16 protein-coding genes are annotated in these 19,172 nt (G+C 73.9%); 13 read left to right on the forward strand and 3 right to left on the reverse strand.

Annotated elements, in window-relative coordinates; all coding sequences use genetic code 11:
• Positions 1 to 297: 297 nt before the first annotated feature.
• Positions 298 to 1,011, reverse strand: a complete 714-nt coding sequence (locus tag ABD352_RS45180; protein WP_344618833.1) for a potassium channel family protein — start codon at positions 1,009 to 1,011, stop codon at positions 298 to 300.
• Positions 1,008 to 1,673 carry a potassium channel family protein gene (locus tag ABD352_RS45185; RefSeq protein ID WP_344618768.1) on the reverse strand — a complete coding sequence of 222 codons (666 nt, stop codon included), beginning with the start codon at positions 1,671 to 1,673 and terminating at the stop codon, positions 1,008 to 1,010. Before ABD352_RS45185 ends, ABD352_RS45180 begins: the two co-directional genes overlap by 4 nt.
• Before the next feature lie 98 nt (positions 1,674 to 1,771).
• On the opposite strand from ABD352_RS45185, the gene ABD352_RS45190 reads away from it, so the two are divergent.
• Positions 1,772 to 3,775: an APC family permease gene (locus ABD352_RS45190; RefSeq protein WP_344618769.1), complete on the forward strand. Its 2,004-nt coding sequence runs from the start codon at positions 1,772 to 1,774 to the stop codon at positions 3,773 to 3,775.
• Positions 3,772 to 4,986 (forward strand): class I SAM-dependent RNA methyltransferase, encoded by a 1,215-nt coding sequence (locus ABD352_RS45195; RefSeq protein WP_344618770.1) that lies wholly within the window; start codon positions 3,772 to 3,774, stop codon positions 4,984 to 4,986. The genes ABD352_RS45190 and ABD352_RS45195 overlap by 4 nt, the downstream gene beginning before the upstream one ends.
• Here the strand turns inward: ABD352_RS45195 and ABD352_RS45200 are convergent.
• The gene (locus ABD352_RS45200) at positions 4,983 to 5,399 is read right to left on the reverse strand and encodes a hypothetical protein (protein WP_344618771.1); all 417 of its coding nucleotides are present in this window, start codon (positions 5,397 to 5,399) and stop codon (positions 4,983 to 4,985) included. The two genes, ABD352_RS45195 and ABD352_RS45200, sit on opposite strands and share 4 nt — an antisense overlap.
• Before the next feature lie 199 nt (positions 5,400 to 5,598).
• Here ABD352_RS45200 and ABD352_RS45205 point away from each other — a divergent pair, with 199 nt between their 5' ends.
• From ABD352_RS45205 to ABD352_RS45255, 11 genes are all read left to right on the forward strand, one after another.
• Positions 5,599 to 6,336 (forward strand): type I 3-dehydroquinate dehydratase, encoded by a 738-nt coding sequence (locus tag ABD352_RS45205; RefSeq protein ID WP_344618772.1) that lies wholly within the window; start codon positions 5,599 to 5,601, stop codon positions 6,334 to 6,336.
• Positions 6,333 to 6,686, forward strand: coding sequence for a hypothetical protein (locus ABD352_RS45210; protein WP_344618773.1), 354 nt, complete (start codon positions 6,333 to 6,335; stop codon positions 6,684 to 6,686). The genes ABD352_RS45205 and ABD352_RS45210 overlap by 4 nt, the downstream gene beginning before the upstream one ends.
• Positions 6,687 to 6,779: 93 nt before the next feature.
• Positions 6,780 to 7,442: a hypothetical protein gene (locus ABD352_RS45215; protein WP_344618774.1), complete on the forward strand. Its 663-nt coding sequence runs from the start codon at positions 6,780 to 6,782 to the stop codon at positions 7,440 to 7,442.
• A 243-nt stretch (positions 7,443 to 7,685) separates the two neighbouring features.
• Positions 7,686 to 9,650: a 1-deoxy-D-xylulose-5-phosphate synthase gene (gene dxs, locus ABD352_RS45220; RefSeq protein WP_344618775.1), complete on the forward strand. Its 1,965-nt coding sequence runs from the start codon at positions 7,686 to 7,688 to the stop codon at positions 9,648 to 9,650.
• A gap of 186 nt (positions 9,651 to 9,836) precedes the next feature.
• Positions 9,837 to 11,135: an outer membrane protein assembly factor BamB family protein gene (locus tag ABD352_RS45225; RefSeq protein ID WP_344618776.1), complete on the forward strand. Its 1,299-nt coding sequence runs from the start codon at positions 9,837 to 9,839 to the stop codon at positions 11,133 to 11,135.
• Positions 11,136 to 11,203: 68 nt separating this feature from the next.
• Positions 11,204 to 12,586 carry an outer membrane protein assembly factor BamB family protein gene (locus ABD352_RS45230; protein ID WP_344618777.1) on the forward strand — a complete coding sequence of 461 codons (1,383 nt, stop codon included), beginning with the start codon at positions 11,204 to 11,206 and terminating at the stop codon, positions 12,584 to 12,586.
• Complete coding sequence (locus ABD352_RS45235) at positions 12,583 to 13,983, forward strand: outer membrane protein assembly factor BamB family protein (RefSeq protein WP_344618778.1); 1,401 nt, start codon at positions 12,583 to 12,585, stop codon at positions 13,981 to 13,983. Before ABD352_RS45230 ends, ABD352_RS45235 begins: the two co-directional genes overlap by 4 nt.
• A gap of 167 nt (positions 13,984 to 14,150) precedes the next feature.
• Complete coding sequence (locus tag ABD352_RS45240) at positions 14,151 to 15,542, forward strand: hypothetical protein (protein ID WP_344618779.1); 1,392 nt, start codon at positions 14,151 to 14,153, stop codon at positions 15,540 to 15,542.
• 105 nt (positions 15,543 to 15,647) lie between these two features.
• On the forward strand, positions 15,648 to 17,021 hold the full coding sequence (locus ABD352_RS45245; RefSeq protein ID WP_344618780.1) for an outer membrane protein assembly factor BamB family protein: 1,374 nt from the start codon (positions 15,648 to 15,650) through the stop codon (positions 17,019 to 17,021).
• 80 nt (positions 17,022 to 17,101) lie between these two features.
• Entirely contained in the window at positions 17,102 to 17,767 is a 666-nt protein-coding gene (locus ABD352_RS45250) for a response regulator transcription factor (RefSeq protein ID WP_344618781.1), read from the forward strand.
• On the forward strand, positions 17,764 to 18,972 hold the full coding sequence (locus tag ABD352_RS45255; protein ID WP_344618782.1) for a sensor histidine kinase: 1,209 nt from the start codon (positions 17,764 to 17,766) through the stop codon (positions 18,970 to 18,972). The genes ABD352_RS45250 and ABD352_RS45255 overlap by 4 nt, the downstream gene beginning before the upstream one ends.
• Positions 18,973 to 19,172: the final 200 nt, after the last annotated feature.

Below are 19,172 nucleotides of genomic sequence, written 5' to 3' on the forward strand. Positions count from 1 at the left end.
GCGATGGCGGCGATGGCGGCGCAGCGGCGCGGCGCATCCCGCTGGCGCGGCAGTGCCCGGCTTATCCGCTTATCCGCGCAAACCGGCGGTGGATCGTGGGCGTCCGGGCGGCGATGGCGGCGCAGCGGCGCGGCGCATCCCGCTGGCGCGGCAGTGCCCGACTTATCCGCTTATCCGCGCAAACCGGCGGTGGATCGTGGGCGTCCGGGCGGCGATGGCGGCGATGGCGGCGCAGCGGCACAGCGCATCCCACTGGCGCGGCAGTGCCCGACTTATCCGCTTATCCGCGCAAAGCGGTCAGAAGACCTTGCCGCGGACGCCCTTGAGCTGCTTGCCGTTCTCGTCGTCGTTGCCCAGCATCACGGCGCGGACGGCGTCCTCCATCTCCGCCGTGACCACGAACACCAGCTCGTCGCCGGGCTCCAGCGGGTCGTCCGGGGTGGGGACCAGCACCCGGCGGCCGCGCAGGACGGCGACCAGGGCCGCGTCGTGCGGCAGGGGCACGTCGCGGACCGGGTGGCCGACGTACGGCGCGTTCTCCGGCAGCGTGATCTCGACCAGGTTGGCCTCGGACTGCCGGAAGGTCATCAGCCGGACCAGGTCGCCGACCGACACCGCCTCCTCGACCAGCGCCGCCATGAGCCGCGGCTTGCTCACCGAGACGTCGACGCCCCACTGCTCGTTGAACAGCCACTCGTTCTCGGCCCGGTTGATGCGGGCGACCACCCGCGGTACCGCGAACTCGGTCTTCGCCAGCAGGGACACCACCAGGTTGACCTTGTCGTCGCCGGTGGCCGCCACGACCACGTCGCACGAGGACAGGTCGGCCTCCTGCAGGCTCGACAGCTCGCAGGCGTCGGCGAGGATCCACTCGGCGGCGGGCACCCGCTCGGGGCGCACCATCCGCGGGACCCGCTCGATGAGCATCACCTGGTGGCCGTTGTCCACGAGCTCCTTGGCGATGGACCGGCCCACGTTGCCGGCCCCGGCGATCGCGATCCGCATGATCAGTGTCCCCCTTCGGGCGCCGTGCCGGTGACCTTTGTCACGGAGCCGGCCATCTCGTCGGTCAACAGCATGAACGCGAGGTCGCCGTCCTGGAAGACGGTGGACTCGGTCGGCAGCATCGCCAGGCCGAAGCGCATGAGGTAGGCCACCCGGGCGCCGCTGCGCTGCTCGAGCTGGCCGACGGTGTGGCCGATCCAGTCCGGGTGCACGGGCACCTCGACGATCGACACGGTGCTGGTCGGGTCGCGCCAGACCTCGACGTTGCCCTCGGGGACCAGGTGGCGCAGCATCCGGTCGGCCGTCCAGCGCACCGTCGCCACGGTCGGAATGCCGAGGCGCTCGTAGACCTCCGCGCGCTTCGGGTCGTAGATGCGGGCCACCACGCGACCCACGCCGAAGGTCTCGCGGGCCACCCGGGCGGAGATGATGTTCGAGTTGTCGCCGGAGGAGACGGCGGCGAACGCGTCCGCGCGCTCGATGCCGGCCTGCAGCAGTACCTCGCGGTCGTAGCCGACGCCGTTCACCGTCGTGCCCTGGAAGTCCGAGCCCAGCCGGCGGAACGCATCGGCGTTCACGTCGACCACGGCGACCGTATGTCCGCGCTGCTCCAGACTCAGCGCGAGCGTGGAACCCACGCGCCCGCAGCCCATGATCACAACGTGCACGTCCCCGCCTCCGTGTCCTCGGCACTCAGACACGAGGATGTCATGCGCGGCACAGACCGGTGCAACGGGAGGCGGCGCGGCCCGTACGCTTAGGCGTCGTGGCCAGTCCCACCTCCCTGATGAAGCGGCTGCTCGTGGGCCGACCGTTCCGCTCGGACCGGCTCAAACACACGCTGCTGCCCAAGCGCATCGCACTTCCGGTGTTCGCCTCCGACGCGCTGTCGTCGGTCGCCTACGCCCCCGACGAGGTCCTGCTGACGCTGTCCATCGCGGGTGCTTCGGCGCTGACGATCTCGCCGTGGATCGGTCTCGCGGTCGCAGTGGTGATGCTCACAGTCGTCGCGAGCTACCGGCAGAACGTCCACGCGTACCCCTCCGGCGGCGGCGACTACGAGGTGGCGACGGTCAATCTCGGCCCGCGCTTCGGCGTGGCGGTGGCCAGCGCGCTGCTGGTCGACTACGTGCTGACCGTGGCCGTGTCGACCGCCTCCGGGGTGGCCAACCTCGGCTCGGTCGTGCCCTGGGTCGCCACGCACAAGGTGGCCATCTCCATCATCTCGATCGCCGTGCTCACCGCCATGAACCTGCGCGGCATCCGGGAGTCCGGGGCGGCGTTCGCGATCCCGACGTACGGCTTCATGATCGTCATGATCGGGATGGTCCTCACCGGCTTCTTCAAGATCTTCGTGCTGGGGGAGGACCTCCGGGCGCCCAGCGCCGACCTGGTCATCCATGCCGAGCATGCGAACATGACCGGCGCGGCGATGGCGTTCCTGCTGTTGCGGACGTTCTCGTCGGGCTGTGCGGCGCTGACCGGGGTCGAGGCCATCTCCAACGGCGTGCCGGCCTTCAAGGAGCCCAAGAGCAAGAACGCGGCGACCACGCTGCTGCTGCTCGGCACGATCTCGATCGCCATGCTGCTCGGCATCATCATGCTGGCCAACAAGACCGGGCTGAAGTTCGTCGAGGACCCCAGCCAGATCGTGGGCGGCCCGCACAACTACGTGCAGAAGACGGTGACCACCCAGCTCGGCCAGACCGTGTTCGGGGCGGGGTCGATCCTGCTGTACGTCGTGGCGGTCATCACCGCCCTGATCCTGTTCCTGGCGGCCAACACGGCGTTCAACGGCTTCCCGGTGCTCGGCTCGATCCTGGCCCAGGACCGCTACCTGCCGCGCCAGCTGCACACCCGCGGCGACCGGCTGGCCTTCTCCAACGGGATCATCCTGCTGGCGCTGGCCGCCATGGTGCTCATCGTCGGCTTCAACGGCGAGGTGACGCGGCTCATCCAGCTGTACATCGTCGGCGTCTTCGTGTCGTTCACGCTCTCCCAGGCCGGCATGATCCGCCACTGGAACCGCCTGCTCAGAACCGTTCGTGACAAGCAGGCCCGCAACCGGATGATCCGATCGCGCACCATCAACATGATCGGTCTCACGCTCACCGGCGCCGTGCTGATTGTGGTGCTCATCACCAAGTTCCTGCTCGGGGCGTACATCGCCATCATCGCGATGATCGTCATCTACTTCCTGATGGTGGGCATCAAGAAGCACTACGACACCGTGGCCCGCGAGCTGACGCCGAGCGAGGACCGGCCGGTGCTGCCCGCCCGTAACCACGCCGTCGTGCTGGTGAGCAAGGTGCACCGCCCGACCCTGCGCGCGGTCGCCTACGCCCAGGCCACCCGGCCCGACAGCCTGACCGCGCTGACCGTCAACGTCGACGACCACGACACCCGGGCGCTGCAGGAGGAATGGGAGCGGCGGGGCATCCCGGTGCCGCTGACCGTGGTCGAGAGCCCGTACCGCGAGATCAACCGCCCGATCCTCGACTTCGTGCGCACCAAGCGCCAGGACTCGCCGCGCGACGTGGTGACCGTGTTCATCCCGGAGTACGTGGTCGGCCGCTGGTGGGAGCACCTGCTGCACAACCAGAGCGCCCTGCGGCTGAAGGGCCGGCTGCTCTTCGAGCCCGGCGTGATGGTGACCAGCGTCCCGTGGCAGCTCAGCTCGATCGGCGACGTCGACATCGACCGGCTCGACGCGACGCTGAGCCGCGGCCCGAAGCGCGGCCCGCGCTCGACCGCCAGCACCGACGCATGACCGTCGCCGTCGGCGCCGACCTCGAGCTCGAGGTCGGCGCGGTCGCACACGGCGGCATCTGCGTGGCCCGGCACGAGGGCCAGGTGGTGTTCGTGCGCCACGCCCTGCCCGGCGAGCGGGTCGTGGCCCGCATCACCGAGCGGGCCAAGGGCTTCCTGCGCGCCGACGCGGTCGAGATCCTGCTGCCCTCGCCGGACCGGGTCATCCCGCCGTGCCCCTTCGCCGGCCCGGGTGCCTGCGGCGGCTGCGACTGGCAGCACGCGGACTGGCCGGCCCAGCGCCGCCTGAAGGCCCAGGTCCTGCGCGAGCAGCTGACCCGGCTGGGCGGCATCGAGGACTTCACCGGCATCGACGGCTTCGCGGACCTGTCGGAGCTGGTGGAAGCCCTGCCCGGCGGCCCGTTGTCCTGGCGCACGCGGGTGCAGTACACGGCCGGCCCCGACGGCCGCGCCGGCTTCCACCGCCACCGCTCCGCCGACATCGTGCCCGTCGACCGCTGCCGCATCGCCCACCCGGCGATCCAGTCCCTGCCCGTCCTGGACCGGCACTGGCCCCCGGGCTCGGCCGTCGAGGCGGTGGCGAGCTCCACCGGCGACACGGCGGTGGTGGCCCGCGCGTCGCGCACCGGCCGCCCGACCGGCGCCGTCCCGCAGGTCCGCGAGTCCGTCGCCGGCCGGGAGTGGTCGCTGGACGCCACCGGCTTCTGGCAGGTGCACCCGCACGCCGTCGCCGCCTTCACCGGCGCGGTCCTGCAGATGCTGCGCCCGGCCGCGGGGGAGCGGGCCTGGGACCTGTACGGCGGCGCAGGAGTCTTCGCCGCCGCCCTGGCCCCGCACTGCGGCCCGGTCACCGTGGTGGAGGCCGACGCCCGGGCGGTGTCGGCCGGCCGGCGGGCGCTGCGCGACCTGCGCAACGTCGCCTTCACCCGGGCCGACGTGGCCCAGGCGCTGGCCAACCCCCGGTGGCGCGCGGTCGACCTCGTGGTGCTCGACCCGCCCCGCTCCGGCGCCGGCCGTCCCGTGGTGGAGGCGATCGCGGCCCGCTCGCCCCGCGCGGTGGCCTACGTGGCCTGCGACCCGGCGGCGTTCGGGCGGGACGTGCGGACCTTCGGCGAGCTCGGCTACGCGCTGACGGCGGTGCGGGCCTTCGACAGCTTCCCGATGACCCAGCACTTCGAGACCATCGGCCTGCTCTCGCCGGCCAACCCTTAGCCTCGGGCCCGGCGCTTGCGGGTGCGCTCGTAGTCCTGGAAGCGGGCCTTGGCGATGACCTTGCGGTCCGGCGTGCGCAGGACGATGCCCTCGGCCCGCCCCGGGTCGCCGTCGTCCAGCGACACCAGCGTCGCCGGCAGGGTGGCGGTCAGCAGGGCGTGCATCTCGTCGATCGACTGCGGCAGGGACTCGGCCGTGAACAGGCGCGGGGTCAGCTCCAGGCCCGCCGCCGCGGCCAGCGCGGTCAGCTCGGCCTCGGCGGCGAAGGGCTGGGCGCCGGCCTCCCGCCAGGCCGCGATCTGGGGCGGCGCCCAGGAGAACGGCGTCGCCCAGTCGTCCAGCCGGACCACGTCGAAGAGGCGCCGGCCGAAGCGGGCCGGGTCGGCCGTGTACTGCCGGGCCGCGCCGCCCACCTTGCCGCCGTAGAGTTCAGTGTCCGCAGGTCCGCCGCGCGCAGGTCGAAGCGTGTCATTGCGCCACGATGCGCGAGGACGCGGGAGCGGGCAGCCGAATCTCACCGCGCCGGCTGCCGCGGGCGGGCGGCCGGTACCTGGCCGTGCCGTGCCGTGTGCGGCCCGTAGACTCCCCCTGTCGGAAAGGCTGGGTGAGTTCATGGCGACGCTGCGGGAGCGGCTGGCCGGCGGTGCGCCGCTGGTCGCGGTCAGCTTCGGTGACGACGACGCCGAAGGCGAAGCGGCGCGGGCCCGCGCGCTCGGGGTCGACCTGGCCGAGCTGCGCATCGACTGGTACCGCAGCTACGTGCCCGGCGACGTGTGCCGCGCGGCCGCGGCGTTCCGGGCCGCCGGCCTGCCCACCCTGGCCACCATCCGGTCCAAGGCCGAGGGCGGCTACTGGCCGGGCGACGACGCCGAGCGGCTGGCGCTCTTCGAGGCGGTGATCCCGGAGGTCGACGCGGTCGACGTCGAGCTGTCCTCGGCGGGGATCCTGCCCGGCGTGGTGGCCGCGGCGCGGGCCGCCGACCGGCCGGTCATCGTGTCGTACCACGACTTCGAGGCCACCCCGGGCGAGGCGGCGCTGCGGGCGACGGTCGAGGCGGCCGTGGCCGCGGGGGCCGACGTCGTCAAGATCAGCACGATGGCGCGCGGGCCCGAGGACCTCCGGGTGCTGGCCGGGCTGCTCCTGCGGTACGACTCCATGATCGTCATCGGCATGGGCGCGGAGGGGGCGGGGTCGCGGGTGTTCTTCCCGCTGCTCGGCTCCCGGATCACCTACTCGGCCATCGGCGGGCGCCCGGCCCCGGGGCAGCTGCCCTTCGCCGAGACGGTGCGGCTGCTGGAGACCTTCTCGCCCGGGTACGCCGCGCGGCGGGCCGCAGGGGGCGACGCATGACCGAGCCGGACGAGGGTGAGCGGCCCCGCCGCGACCCGATGCGGGCGCTGCGGCGCACCATCGCCCAGACCGTCGTGGTGTTCACGATCCCGTTCGTCTTCGCCATCGGGCGGGCCGCGCTCGGGCTCGGCCGGCTCAAGGTGGACCGCAGCCCGGCCGCCTGGACCGTCTGGGGCGTCGGGGTGGCGCTGATGGTGGCCGCGTCGGCGCTGGCGATCCAGATGCTGCGCGGGCGGGAGCCGGCCGCGACCGGCAAGGTCACCGTCTGGTGGGCCGCGGGGCTGTGGGCGACCGGCCTGGTGCTCGCCATCGTCTACTCCAAGATGGTGCCGGCGCCGACGCTGCGCTGAGCGGAGCCGGTCGATGGGACCGGACAGCGGGGCTGGCGGGTTGCTTCTATCTTCTGTGTCGGCCGCAGTGCGCGGCCGCGGTACGGAGGAAACATGAGCCACCCCTCGACGAACCCCGGACCGGAGGAGCCGCCGCCCCTGCGGCCCCAGGTGCCCGACGTGCCGCAGGGGGTGGCGTACGACCCCGCGCAGTCCTATGCGGTGTACCAGGCCGTGCCCGGCGGCGGCTACTCGATCCCGCCGGCCCCGTACGACCCGATGGTCAGCCCCGACTACGCCGGCTGGTGGCGGCGCAGCGGGCAGATCTTCAAGGCCGGGTGGAAGCAGCTCGCGCTGGTCCAGCTCGTCGGCTTCGTGGCGGGCCTGGTCGTGGCCGTCGCCACGGCTGTCTGGACCTTCGGCGCCCTCAACGACGTCGTCGCCGATCTCAACGCCAACCAGCAGGCCGGCGCGGCCGACCTGTCCAGCGTGTGGGGCGCGTTGTTCAAGATTGTCGCCCTCGCCCTGGTCGCGGCCATGGTCCAGTCCGCCGTCACGGCAGGTGGTGACGCTGCTGTTCAGCACGGCCACGCGGATGTTCACCGACGTCCTCGTGGTCACCGCGTACGCCGACATGCGCGGGCGCTACGAGCCGCTGGACACGGCCACCCTGGCCCGCGAGGCCGGCGTGTACTGACCGGCCGGGCGGTGCGGGTGCGGGCTGCCCGTACCGCCCCTTCGGCCCAGTTGCCCGCAACGCCCCACGCACAGGACTGAAGCAGGGCCGACGCCGCCACCCGGGTGGTGGGATCGCTCACCCACGGGGTGGTCGTGGGCTACCCCTGAACCCCGCGATCGGCACCGCGCCGGCCGCGTTCGTGCAGGACAAGGACGCCGCGCGGCTCGCCGTGGCGGTGGCGGTGGGCCGTACGTAACACTGTGTGGCAGGGATGTGCGGAACCTGTCAAGATTCCTCCGGCCCAGGTGCGCCACTGCGCGACCCCACTAGACTCGGCGGTCATGAGCGCAGAAGAGAACGAGGCCGCGTCCCTGCTGAGCACGGTCCAGGCCCCGGGTGATCTTCGTCGACTGACCGCTGAGCAGCTCGACGTGCTCGCCGCGGAGATCCGCGACTTCCTCATCGCGAAGGTCTCGCGCACCGGCGGTCATTTGGGTCCGAACCTCGGCGTCGTCGAGCTGACCCTCGCGCTGCACCGCGTCTTCGACTCGCCGAAGGATCGGATCCTCTTCGACACGGGCCACCAGGCGTACGTGCACAAGATCGTCACCGGCCGTCAGGACGGCTTCGACCTCCTGCGCCGCCGCGGCGGGCTCACCGGCTACCCGAGCCAGGCCGAGAGCGATCACGACATCATCGAGAACTCGCACGCCTCGACCGCGCTGTCGTACGCCGACGGCCTGTCCAAGGCGTTCGCGCTGCGCGGCGAGCCCCGCCACGTCGTGGCGGTCGTCGGCGACGGCGCGCTCACCGGCGGCATGTGCTGGGAGGCGCTGAACAACATCGCCGCCGCCAAGAACCCGCTGGTCATCGTGGTCAACGACAACGGACGGTCCTACTCGCCGACCATCGGCGGCCTGGCCGACCACCTGTCCAAGCTCCGCCTGAACCCCGGCTACGAGAAGGTCCTCGACCTCGTCAAGGACTCCCTCGGCCGGACCCCGCTGGTCGGCCCGCCCCTCTACGAGGTGCTGCACGCCGTCAAGAAGGGCATCAAGGACGCCGTCGCGCCGCAGGCGATGTTCGAGGACCTCGGCATCAAGTACGTCGGCCCGGTCGACGGCCACGACCGCGAGGCCGTCGAGTCCGCGCTGCGCAAGGCCAAGGGCTTCGGCGGCCCGGTGATCGTGCACGCGGTGACCCGCAAGGGCTTCGGCTACCGCCCCGCCATGGAGGACGAGGCCGACTGCCTGCACGGGCCGGGCGCCTTCGACATCGAGACCGGCAGGCTGCTGGCCCCCGCCTCGGTCAAGTGGACCGGCGTCTTCGCCGACGAGCTCGTCGCCATCGCCGACGAGCGGGCCGACGTCGTCGGCATCACCGCCGCGATGGCCGAGCCGACCGGCATCGCCAAGCTCATGCACAAGTACCCCGAGCGCGCCTACGACGTGGGCATCGCCGAGCAGCACGCCGTCACCTCGGCCGCGGGCCTGGCCATCGGCGGCCTGCACCCGGTCGTCGCCGTCTACGCCACGTTCCTCAACCGCGCCTTCGACCAGGTCCTGCTCGACGTGGCCATGCACAAGCTGCCGGTCACCTTCGTGCTCGACCGCGCCGGCATCACCGGCCCCGACGGCCCGTCGCACTACGGCATCTGGGACATGTCGGTGTTCGGCGTCGTGCCGGGCCTGCGCCTGGCCGCCCCGCGCGACGCCCAGACCGTCCGCGAGGAGCTGCGCGAGGCCGTCGGCATCGAGGACGGCCCGACCATCCTGCGCTTCCCGACCGGCTCCGTCCCGGCCGACCTCCCGGCCCTGCGCCGCGTCGGCGGCGTGGACGGCTTCGGCGGCGTGGACGTGCTGGCCGAGCACGAGCGCAAGGACGTGCTGCTGGTGAGCGTCGGCGCCTTCGCCCACATGGCCGTGGAGGTGGCGGGGCGGCTGGCCGAGCAGGGCTTCGGCGTGACCGTCGTCGACCCGCGCTGGGTCCGCCCGGTGCCCGTCGAGATCGTCGCCCTCGCCCGCGAGCACCGGCTCGTCGTCACCCTCGAGGACGGCGTGCGCACCGGCGGCGTGGGCGACGCGGTCGCCAAGTCGCTGCGCGACGCCGACGTCTGGGTGCCGCTGCGGGACCTGGGCGTTGCGCAGGGGTGGCACCCGCACGGGTCGCGCAACGAGATCCTCGCCGACCTGGGGCTGACCGCGCAGGACGTGGCGCGGCAGGTCACCGAGTGGGTGAGCCGGATCGAGGAGCCGACGCCGCTGACGTCGGCCCCGCCCGCCCGGGCGCGCGCGCCGCGCCGCTGACCCGTTTGCCAAGGGCCGCCGTCTCGCGACGGCGGCCTTTGCTTGCCGGTTCTCGCCCGGGCTGCTGGGGCCTGGTTGGCCGCGCTTGCCCGAAATGTCGGGGGTCGGCGCGGCGATATTCGACAGGCTGTACGTGGGCACGCGGGCGTGTCGCGTGGGACTCTCTTCTGGCGAAGAGAGGGCACCGTGCCGGACGCGATCATCGAACTCGACATCAGCGCGCCGTGGGAGCCGGCCGAGCCGCGGAAAGGCCCGTGGCGGTGGCGGTGGGCGGCGCCCGTCGCCGTGCTCGCGGTCGCCGCGGGGCTGCTCACCGGCAGTGGGACGCCGCCGGGGCTCGCGCCCGTGTACACCGCCGACTTCCAGGTGCTGCAGGTCATGGCCGGCGGCGGGCGGTTCGTCCTGGCGCGCCTACAGGCCGGGCGGATCGCGATCGAGGCGCTCGACGCGCGCGACGGGGCGCTGCTGTGGCGCCGGCCGGCCGGTGCCGATGAGTCGATCATGGCGGTCACCGGCCGGACCGTGGTGGTCCAGGCGGAGCGGACCGAGGACAACCTGGAGTACACCGGCGAGATCACGGCGCTGGATGCCGTCAGCGGGCAGCCGCGCTGGACCCGGGCCAAGGCGCGCATCGACGGGCTGGCGCCGGGGCTGATCCTCGCCGAGGACATGGACCGGCCCGGGGGCGACGAGCGGCTGGTCGCGCTCGACGAGGGCAGCGGGCGGGTGGTGTGGTCGGCCGACGCGCCGCCGGGGGTGGTGACCAGCCTGGCGGTGGCCCAGTACTCGCAGGTGCGCCAGCTCAGCGAGCTCGACGGGGACGGCCAGCTGCGGGTCCGGGACCTGAGGACGGGCGCGGTCGCCGCGACGTTCCGGCTGCAGTGGTCCGGCGCGGTGGGGCAGCACGCGCCCGGCGCGGCGGGCCAGGAGCTCGTGTGGCCGGCCGGGTCGGCGGGGACCGAGGTGTACGACCGGGCCTCCGGGCGCCGGCTGTGGGTCTGGCCGGGGCCGGGCGACGGGTATCCCCGGCTCTCCGCGTGCCTGCCCGGCCGGTACTGCATCTTCGGCGACGGCGGCACCGACGTGCTCGACGCGGGCACGGGCGAGCCGCGCTGGCGGGCCGACGGGTACTCCGCCCTGCTCGAGGCAGACGACCGGCAGATGATCATGTATCGCCAGGTGACCGACGAGTTCCGGCCCGACGACCTGGCGGCGTTCGACGCCTCGACGGGCGCGCTGCGCTGGCGGCGGACCGGCTGGCTGCTCGCCGCGGACGTCTCCGGCGCGCCGCGCTCGCCGGGGTACATCGTCTGGCGGGCCGCCGGCGGCGCCACGGCCGTCGTCGGGCGGCTCGATCCGCGGACCGGGCAGGTGCGCGCGATCGGGCGGGCCGAGTGGTTCGCCGGCAGCCCGCTGTGCGCGGCGACGGCCGATCGGTTGGCCTGCCTGGCGCTCGGCGTGGTGTATGTCTGGCGGCTCCCGTGACATGACCGGCCGCCGGGGTGGGAACCGGCGGACGGGCGTGGGACTCTCTTCTGGCGGAGAGGGGGACCGTGGCGGACGCGATCATCGAGCTGGACATCAGCACGGCGTGGGAGCCGCCCGGGCCGTCCCCCCGCGCCGCCGCGCGGATCCGGCGCCGGCTCCGGTGGCTGGCGGCCGTGGCCGTGCTCGCCCTGGTCGCCGGGCTGCTGACCGCGGCCCGCCCGGGCCGGGGGCTCGACCCCCTGTACACAGTGGACTTCCAGGTGCTGCAGGTGCGGGCCGGCGGCGGGCGGTTCGTGCTGTCGCGGTACCAGGCGGGCGGTCAGCCCGTCATCGAGACCCTCGACGCGCGCGACGGTGCCGTGCTGTGGCGCCGGGCCCAGGCGACCGGCGAGGCGATCGTGGCGGTCACCGACCGGATCGTGCTGATCCAGGCCGCGCGGGCGGACGACGAGGCGTACGACGGGCAGCTGACCGCCCTCGACGCGGCCACCGGGGCGGTGCGGTGGACGCGGGCCCCGGCCCGGATGGTCGGGCTGGCCGGCGGGCTGGTGATCGCCGAGGACATCGCGTGGCCGAAGGAGAGGCGGGGGTTCGACACCAGCTTCGGCTCGCTCGACGACGCCGAGGTCGCCCTGCCGCAGCTGCCGCACCACGAGCGGCACGTCGGGCTGGCCGAGGACAGCGGGCGGGCGGTGTGGACGGCCGACACCCCGCCGGGCGCGGTCGTCAGCTTCACCATGACCGACTATCCGCAGGTCAGCGGGTTCAGCGAGCTCGACAGCGACGGCGTGTTGCGGGTGCGGGACATGGGCAGCGGGGCGGTCGCGCGGACGTACCGCCTGCAGTTGTCCGGCACGGTCGCGCGGCACGTGCAGGGGGCGGCCGGCCAGGAGCTCGTGTGGCCGGCGGGGGCGGGCAGGGCCGACGTCTACGACCGGGCCACCGGGCGGCGGCTGTGGCACTGGCCGGGGTCCACCAACGGATACGACGGGCCCTATCCGTGCCTGCCCGGGAAGTACTGCGTCTTCGGCGACCGCCGCACCGACGTGCTCGACGCCGGGACCGGGGACGTGCGGTGGCGGGTCGACGGGTACACCGCGATGCTCGGCGCCGACGGCCGTCAGCTGCTCATGTTCCGGCAGCTCGCCGACGAGTTCCGGCCCGACGACCTGGCCGCGTTCGGCGCGGGCGACGGCGCGACCCGCTGGCGGCGCACCGGCTGGCTGCTCAGCGGGCGGGAGGCCTTCGAGCTGCGCTCGCGCGGGTACTTCATGTGGCGCCCGATCGACAACACCGCCGCGGTGATCGGCCGGCTCGACGCCCGCGACGGCACGGTCGGCGTGATCGGGCGGGCCGGCGAGTTCTACGGCAGCCCGCAGTGCGTGGCCACCACCGGGCGGGTCGCCTGCCTCGCGATCGGGATGCTCTACGTCTGGGAGGACCCGTGATCGACCTCGGCGTTGTCGGGCCCTCCTGGGAGCCGCCGGACACCGCGCCGCCGCGCCGCCGGCCCGGGCGGCTGGGCGCCGTCGTGGTGGCGGCGGTGGCGGTGCTGGTCGCCGTACTGCCGGGAAAGGAAACGGCCGCAGCAGCCCCTGCGCTGCTCATCGGCCCCGGCTCGCAGAGCGTGGTGCTGGCCGGGGGATGGATGTTCGTCACCCGGTACGCCGGGGAGGGCGCCCACACGATCGAGGCGCGCCCGGGCGACGGCCCGGTGCGCTGGACCGTGGAGCTCGCCGAGGGCGAGGGCCTCGACTTCGCCGACGCGAGCATCGTGGTCCTCGGCCACACGTACCCCGTCGGCCCACTCACCGGCGTCACCGCCCGCGACACCCACACCGGCGCCGAGCTGTGGCGGCGCGCGGCCGTCGTGGTGGTCGGCGCGGGCGGCGGCCGCCTGCTGCTGATGGACACGAGCCGGATGCAACCGGTGCAAGACGCCCCCGACCCCGGTGCCGCGCCGCCGGTACCGCAGGAGAGCCGGATCTTCGCCGTGGACCCCCGCACCGGCGCGGACGCGTGGACCCTGCTGGTGCCGGCCGGCTCGGCGCCGTCGTTCGGCCACGACCCCGGCGACCCGTACCGCACCACGGCCCTGGGCGTCCTCGACCCGGACGGCGTGCTGCGCTCCTACGACCTGCGCACCGGCGCGGTGAGCGGCACCGCCCGGATCGAGCGCACCGGCCCGGTCAGGTACTTCGAGTTCGGCGGCTCGGGCCGCGCGCGCGGCCAGGTGATGGTGGCCGACGGCGACGCCGACGGCAGCGCGGGTGTCTACGATCTGGCCTCCGGCCGCCGCATCCTTCGAGTCGACCCGCCCACGTACGGCGCCTACCCCTGCGACGCCGACCACTGGTGCGTGAGCGGGGCCCGCGGCGGCGTCGCGTACGAGGCCGCCACCGGCCGCCCGGCCTGGCGCGGCGACTCCTCCGGACTCACCGTCCTGGACCCGGTCACCGGCAGCCCCCGCTGGAGCGCCAAGGGCTACTTCCGCATCTCGGAACTGGGCCCGGACGCGGTCGCGCTCGCCGCCATGGGCAACGGCGACCAGTTCGCCGGCCCGGGCGTGCGGATCGTCGACGCGCGCACCGGCGCCGTGCGCCGCACCTTCCCTGACTGGCACTACCTGCAGTCCCTCGGCGACCGCCTCGTGGTGTGGCACCGCGCGGAGGACTCGCGCCGCACGACGGTCGGCCTGCTGGACCCGGCGACGGGCGGGGTGCTGGTCCTCGGATGGGCGGACACGTGGGCCGGGGAGCCGCAGTGCGTCACCTCCGAGGCCCTTATCGCCTGCGGCATCATGGGCGACATGACCCTGTGGCATCTGCCGGCCGGGGTGCGATAAGTCGGGCGCTGGCGCGCCACGACTTATCGGACTTATACCCCGGGGACAGGTCATGTGTCCGAAACGCCGCAATGCCTCGGCATTTCGGGCAAAGCGCCCGCCGGTGGGTCGTACAGGTGACGTTGCAAGGGCTGCCTCAAGGGCGGCTCACTCAGCACAATGGATGGGTGCTGCTGAGCGCGTCGCACGCCACCGGGGCCGCCGACGGGGGCGTGATCGAGCTGGGGCTGGTCCGGGACGCCCCGGCCACCGACGCCGACCGGGACCCGGCGGGGCTGCCCCGCGGATGGGGGCTGCTGCTGGCGCTCGGGCTGGTGCTCTCCCTCGTGTCGGCCGCACCGATGCCGCCGACCGCGCGGGAGGTGGCCCGGATGCCGCTGCGCAACGGCGCCTTCCACCTGGTCGGCGGGGCGCTGCTGCTGCTGGAGAACGACCGCACGCCCACGCCCGTCGAGGCCTTCGACGGCAGCGGGGGCGCGCCGATGTGGACGTACACGCCGGAGGGGCTGACCACGCTGTCGTACGCCGCCGCGGCGCAGGGCATCGTGGTGCTCTGGCCCGACCTCTGCCGGTCCGGGGTGACCGGCACGACCGTGGCGCTGGACCTGCGGACCGGGCGGGAGCGGTGGCACGCCACCGGGGTGCCGGTGCGGACCGCCCGCTCGGTGCCCGGCACGGTGATCCTGCGCAGCCTCTGGTCGGACGGGTGCGAGGCGCTCGCGGCCAACGCGCCGACCGGCGGCACGCTGCGCTGGCAGGCCCTCGACGCGGACGGGCGGGCGCTGTGGGAGGTGCCCGTCGACGCGGGGTCGCGGGTCGCGCTCGACTCGGCCGAGGACGGGGCCGCGTGGGCGGCGCTGGCCGACCGGCAGGGCGAGGTCACCGTGGCCGACTTCGTCACCGGCGCCCGCACGCCCGCCGGGTCGCTGCGGGTCGCGCCCGGCGACCTGATGCTGGCCGCCGGCGGGCTGCTCGTCCTGGCGAGCTTCGACGGGACCGGGACATCGGCGACGCTGACCGCCTACCGGCGCGGCGAGTACTCGGCGCCGGCCTGGCGCGCGCAGGTGCCCACCCGCCCGGCGTCAGCGGGAGGCGGCCGCTTCGCGGTGCGCCCGTGCGGTCGCGTGCTGTGCGTCCTCGGCCAGCGCACCGTGGTGCTGGACCCGGCCGGCGGCGCGACGCTGTGGAGCACGGGCGGCCCCTCCGACCTGTCCGCGGTGCCGGGCGGGCTGCTGGCCGCCGGGACGCGACCGGCCGCGCTGCTGGACCCTTCCACCGGAGCGACGGCGGTGAGCCTCGGCGACTGGGATGTGCTCGGCGTGGACGGGCCTTTCAGCGGTACGGCGGCAACGGGCTCCCACGAGCCGGGCGCGGACGGGCGGCGGATGCTGCTGGGCGCCACCTCGGGCGACGGGACGCTGCTCGGGTTCCGGGCCGGGTCGGGCGTCGCCCCGCTGGTCACCGTCGACGCCCGGCTCGTGGGGTGCGAGCTGGACGGCGACCTCATCGCGTGCCAGACCTTGCAGGACGAGGTCGTGCTGCTGAAGCTGCCGGCCTGACCGGTCGCGGCATCGCCACCCCTGCCGAAGTCCGTCCGTTCGTACGTGCTCAGGAAGCGGCATGTCGATTGGCGACCAAGGGCGTTGGCGGGGACGCTGGAACATGTGGGTGGGCTAATCGACCTGGGTGAATCACACGGGATGGTCGACGGCGACGTGCTCGACTGGCCGGCGCCCGGCGCGGCCCGGCGGCGGCAGTGGCCGATCGTGACCGTGCTCGTGCTGGTGGCGCTGCTGGCGACCGGGTCGCGGCCCGCGGCCGGGATCGACGACATCGGGGTGCTCGCCCAGCGGGCCCTCGCGTTCGTCGCCGACCGCGGCGCCCTGTACGCGCTCGCGGACGAGCCGGCGCTCGCCGCGTTCGACTGGGGGACCGGGCGGGCCAGGTGGAGCCGGTCGGTGACCGGCGGGACGGGGCAGGTGTACCTGGCGGCGGACCGCGCGTACGTGCGCCATCGGCCCTGCACGGACACCGTCGGGTGGAGCCTCGAGCGGCTCGACCCGGCGACCGGGCACACGCTGTGGCTGCGGGCCGGGGCGCCGCTGGCCGTGCTGGCCGGGCCGCCGGGAGCGGCGCCGGTACTGCTCAGCGTCGACGATCGCCAGGCCGTGTGCCCGCCCGTGGTGCCGCCGCGCAACGCGCCGCCCGGTGACGTACACCTTGCGGGGCTCGACGCGGAGACGGGGGACATCCGGTGGGCGTTCGACCTCGGCGGCGGGGCGCGGCTGGTGGCGCCGGACGTGCCGGGGACCGGGTGGTTCGCGGTGTGGTACCCGGGCGGGCGGACCGAGATCCGGGCGTCGGACACCGGCGGGGTGACGGCGGCGGCGAACGTGGACGAGCTGTCCGGGACGCCGCCGACCAGCGTGCGGGTGGTCGGCGACCTGCTCGTGGTGGTCGCGGTGCGGGCCGACGGGGCGATGATCACCGCGTACGACCGGAGCAGCCTGCGGTACCGGTGGCATCGGCTCTTCTCCTCCAGTGACCAGGCGCCGATCGCCGAGATCGCCTATGGGCCGGTGGTGGTGGCCTGCGGGCCGATGGTCTGCGTGCCGAACTGGCGCGACCTCGCCGTGCTCGACCCGGACACCGGCGAGCAGGCGTGGCGCCGGCCGGTGCAGCTCGACTCGGCCGGGCCCGGCGTGCTGGTGGCACGGGACCGCGACGACTTCACCCGGGTGCGGGTGGTGGACTGGCGTACCGGGAAGGACCGGGCCGATCTGCAAGGCTGGGCGGTCGTGCCGTCGGCGAGCACCGGCACCGACGACGACGAGCTGGGCGCCACCGTCGCGCCGTCCGCGCTCGTGCAGCGGCCGGACGGGGACGGCTCGCGGCTGGCCCGCATCGACCTGACCACCGGCGCGATCAGCCCGATGGGCCGGGTGGACGCGGTGCCCGCCCGCTGTTCGGTGCGTCACCACCGGCTGTCCTGCCTGGCCGGCGGCGACTCGGTGCGGCTGTGGCGGTTGCCGGACTAGCTACATTGGCACACGGAACTTTCACGGGGACTTCACGTCTCCTGCCGGAGACTGGCCCGGATCGGCTGGGGGTGAAAGGCGTGCGCGTGCTGGTGATCGAGGACGAGACCAATCTCGCCGACGCGATCGTCCGGGGGCTGCGCAGGCAGGGTATGGCGGTCGACGTGGCCTACGACGGCACGAGCGGGCACGAGATGGTCATGATCACTCGGTACGACGTCGTGGTGCTCGACCGGGACCTGCCCGGCATCCACGGCGACGATATCTGCGCCGACCTGGTCGCCTCGGGCGCGCTGACCCGGGTGCTCATGCTCACCGCCAGCGGCAGCGTCGCCGACCGGGTCGAAGGCCTGCAGATCGGGGCCGACGACTACCTGCCGAAGCCCTTCGCGTTCGACGAGCTCGTCGCCCGCGTCCAGGCGCTGGGCCGCCGGGCCACGCCCGCCGCGCCGCCGGTGCTCACCATCGGCGACCTCGTGCTCGACCAGGCCAAGCGGGTGGCCACCCGCGCCGGGCAGCCGCTGGACCTGACCCGCAAGGAGTTCGGGCTGCTGGAGGAGCTGCTCAAGGCCCGCGGCGCCGTGGTCTCCAGCGAGGAGCTGCTGGAGCGGGTCTGGGACGCCAACGCCGACCCGTTCACCACCACCGTGCGGGTGACCATGATGACGCTGCGCAAGAAGCTCGGCGAGCCGGCGCTCATCGAGACCGTCGTCGGCGCCGGCTATCGGACCCGGCTACCCCAATGACCATTTACGACGCCCGCCGTACCGCGGTCTTCCGGCCCACCCTCCGGCTGCGGCTCACTCTGCTCAACGGCATTCTGCTCATCGGCGCCGGCCTGGTGCTCGTCGTGCTGGCGTACCTGCTGGTCGACGGTGCGCTCAAGCCCGCCGACCAGCTCCAGCCGGGCACCCGCGTCGTGCTGGAGAACGGCACCGAGATCGACGCGACGACCTGGCAGGACGAGCTGGTCGACTCGGCCGAGTGGGAGCTGCTCACCCGGGGCAGCCTGGCCCTGCTGCTCATCGGCGCGGTCGGCGTGGCCGGCGCGTACGTGGTGGCCGGCCGGGCCCTGCGCCCCCTGCAGCGGGTCACCACCACCGCCCAGCGGCTCTCGGGCGAGTCCCTCGACGCCCGCATCAACTACGACGGCGCCGACGACGAGGTGTCGGAGCTGGCCAAGACCTTCGACGCGATGCTGGACCGGATCGCGTCGGGCTTCGAGACGCAGAAACGGTTCGTGGCCAACGCCTCGCACGAGCTGCGCACGCCGCTGGCGGTGATGCGCACCGAGGTCGACGTGACGCTGGCCGATCCGGAGGCCGACGTCGAGGAGTACCGCAGAATGGCCACGGTCGTGCGGGACGCCTCGATGCGGGCCAACGCGCTGGTCGAGTCGCTGCTCCTGCTGGCCCGCACCGAGGCCCAGGCCGGCCGCCGGCTGGGCCGCAAGGTGAGCACCGACCTCGCCACCGGGGTCACCGTCGCCCTGTCGGCGATGGGCAAGGAGGTGAAGCGGCTCAACCTCGACGTGAGCACCGACCTCTCGCCCGCCACCGTCGTCGGCGATCCGGGCCTCCTGGAGCGGCTCGCGGGCAACCTCATCGAGAACGCGGTGCGGTACAACCACCTGGCCGGACGCATCTGGGTGCGCACCGGCACCGACGACACCCTCGCCTGGCTCGTGGTCGGCAACACCGGCTTCGAGGTGGAGCCGACCGACCTGCCGGCCCTCTTCGAGCCGTTCCGGCGGGGTGGGCGGGAGCGGACGGGGGCGCGCGGGACCGGGCTGGGGTTGTCGATCATCCGGGCGGTTTGTGAGGCGCACGGGGGCGGGGTCAGCGCGGTCGCCCTCGACGGCGGGGGGCTCGAGGTGACGGTGTCCCTTCCTGCGGCGGCGATTACGCCCGTGTTGAGCGGTACCGCTTCGGTGCGGCAGGCGGCTCGATAAGGCGGCGGCGGCCCGGCGCGCGGGCGCGTCGTGGGTTGCGGCAAAAACTTTCCGCCTTGACCGGTCCAGGCGGAAAGTTTTCGTCTGGACCGGTCTCGGCGACAAGAAACTGCCGCCGGGCGCGGTCGGCAACGAACCGCCGTGACCGGTCGAGGTGGGAACAAACTGCCCCGGGTGGGCTGTGGGGAACGAACCGCCGT

This window comes from Dactylosporangium salmoneum (assembly GCF_039532525.1).
In the GTDB taxonomy this organism is placed as follows: domain Bacteria; phylum Actinomycetota; class Actinomycetes; order Mycobacteriales; family Micromonosporaceae; genus Dactylosporangium; species Dactylosporangium salmoneum.

Coding starts and splice junctions, on each gene's coding strand:
- ABD352_RS45215 (WP_344618774.1), top strand. CDS start 6,780: ATGAGCCACCCCTCGACGAACCCCGGACCGGAGGAGCCGCCGCCCCTG.
- ABD352_RS45255 (WP_344618782.1), top strand. CDS start 17,764: ATGACCATTTACGACGCCCGCCGTACCGCGGTCTTCCGGCCCACCCTC.
- dxs (WP_344618775.1), top strand. CDS start 7,686: ATGAGCGCAGAAGAGAACGAGGCCGCGTCCCTGCTGAGCACGGTCCAG.
- ABD352_RS45205 (WP_344618772.1), top strand. CDS start 5,599: ATGGCGACGCTGCGGGAGCGGCTGGCCGGCGGTGCGCCGCTGGTCGCG.
- ABD352_RS45210 (WP_344618773.1), top strand. CDS start 6,333: ATGACCGAGCCGGACGAGGGTGAGCGGCCCCGCCGCGACCCGATGCGG.
- ABD352_RS45195 (WP_344618770.1), top strand. CDS start 3,772: ATGACCGTCGCCGTCGGCGCCGACCTCGAGCTCGAGGTCGGCGCGGTC.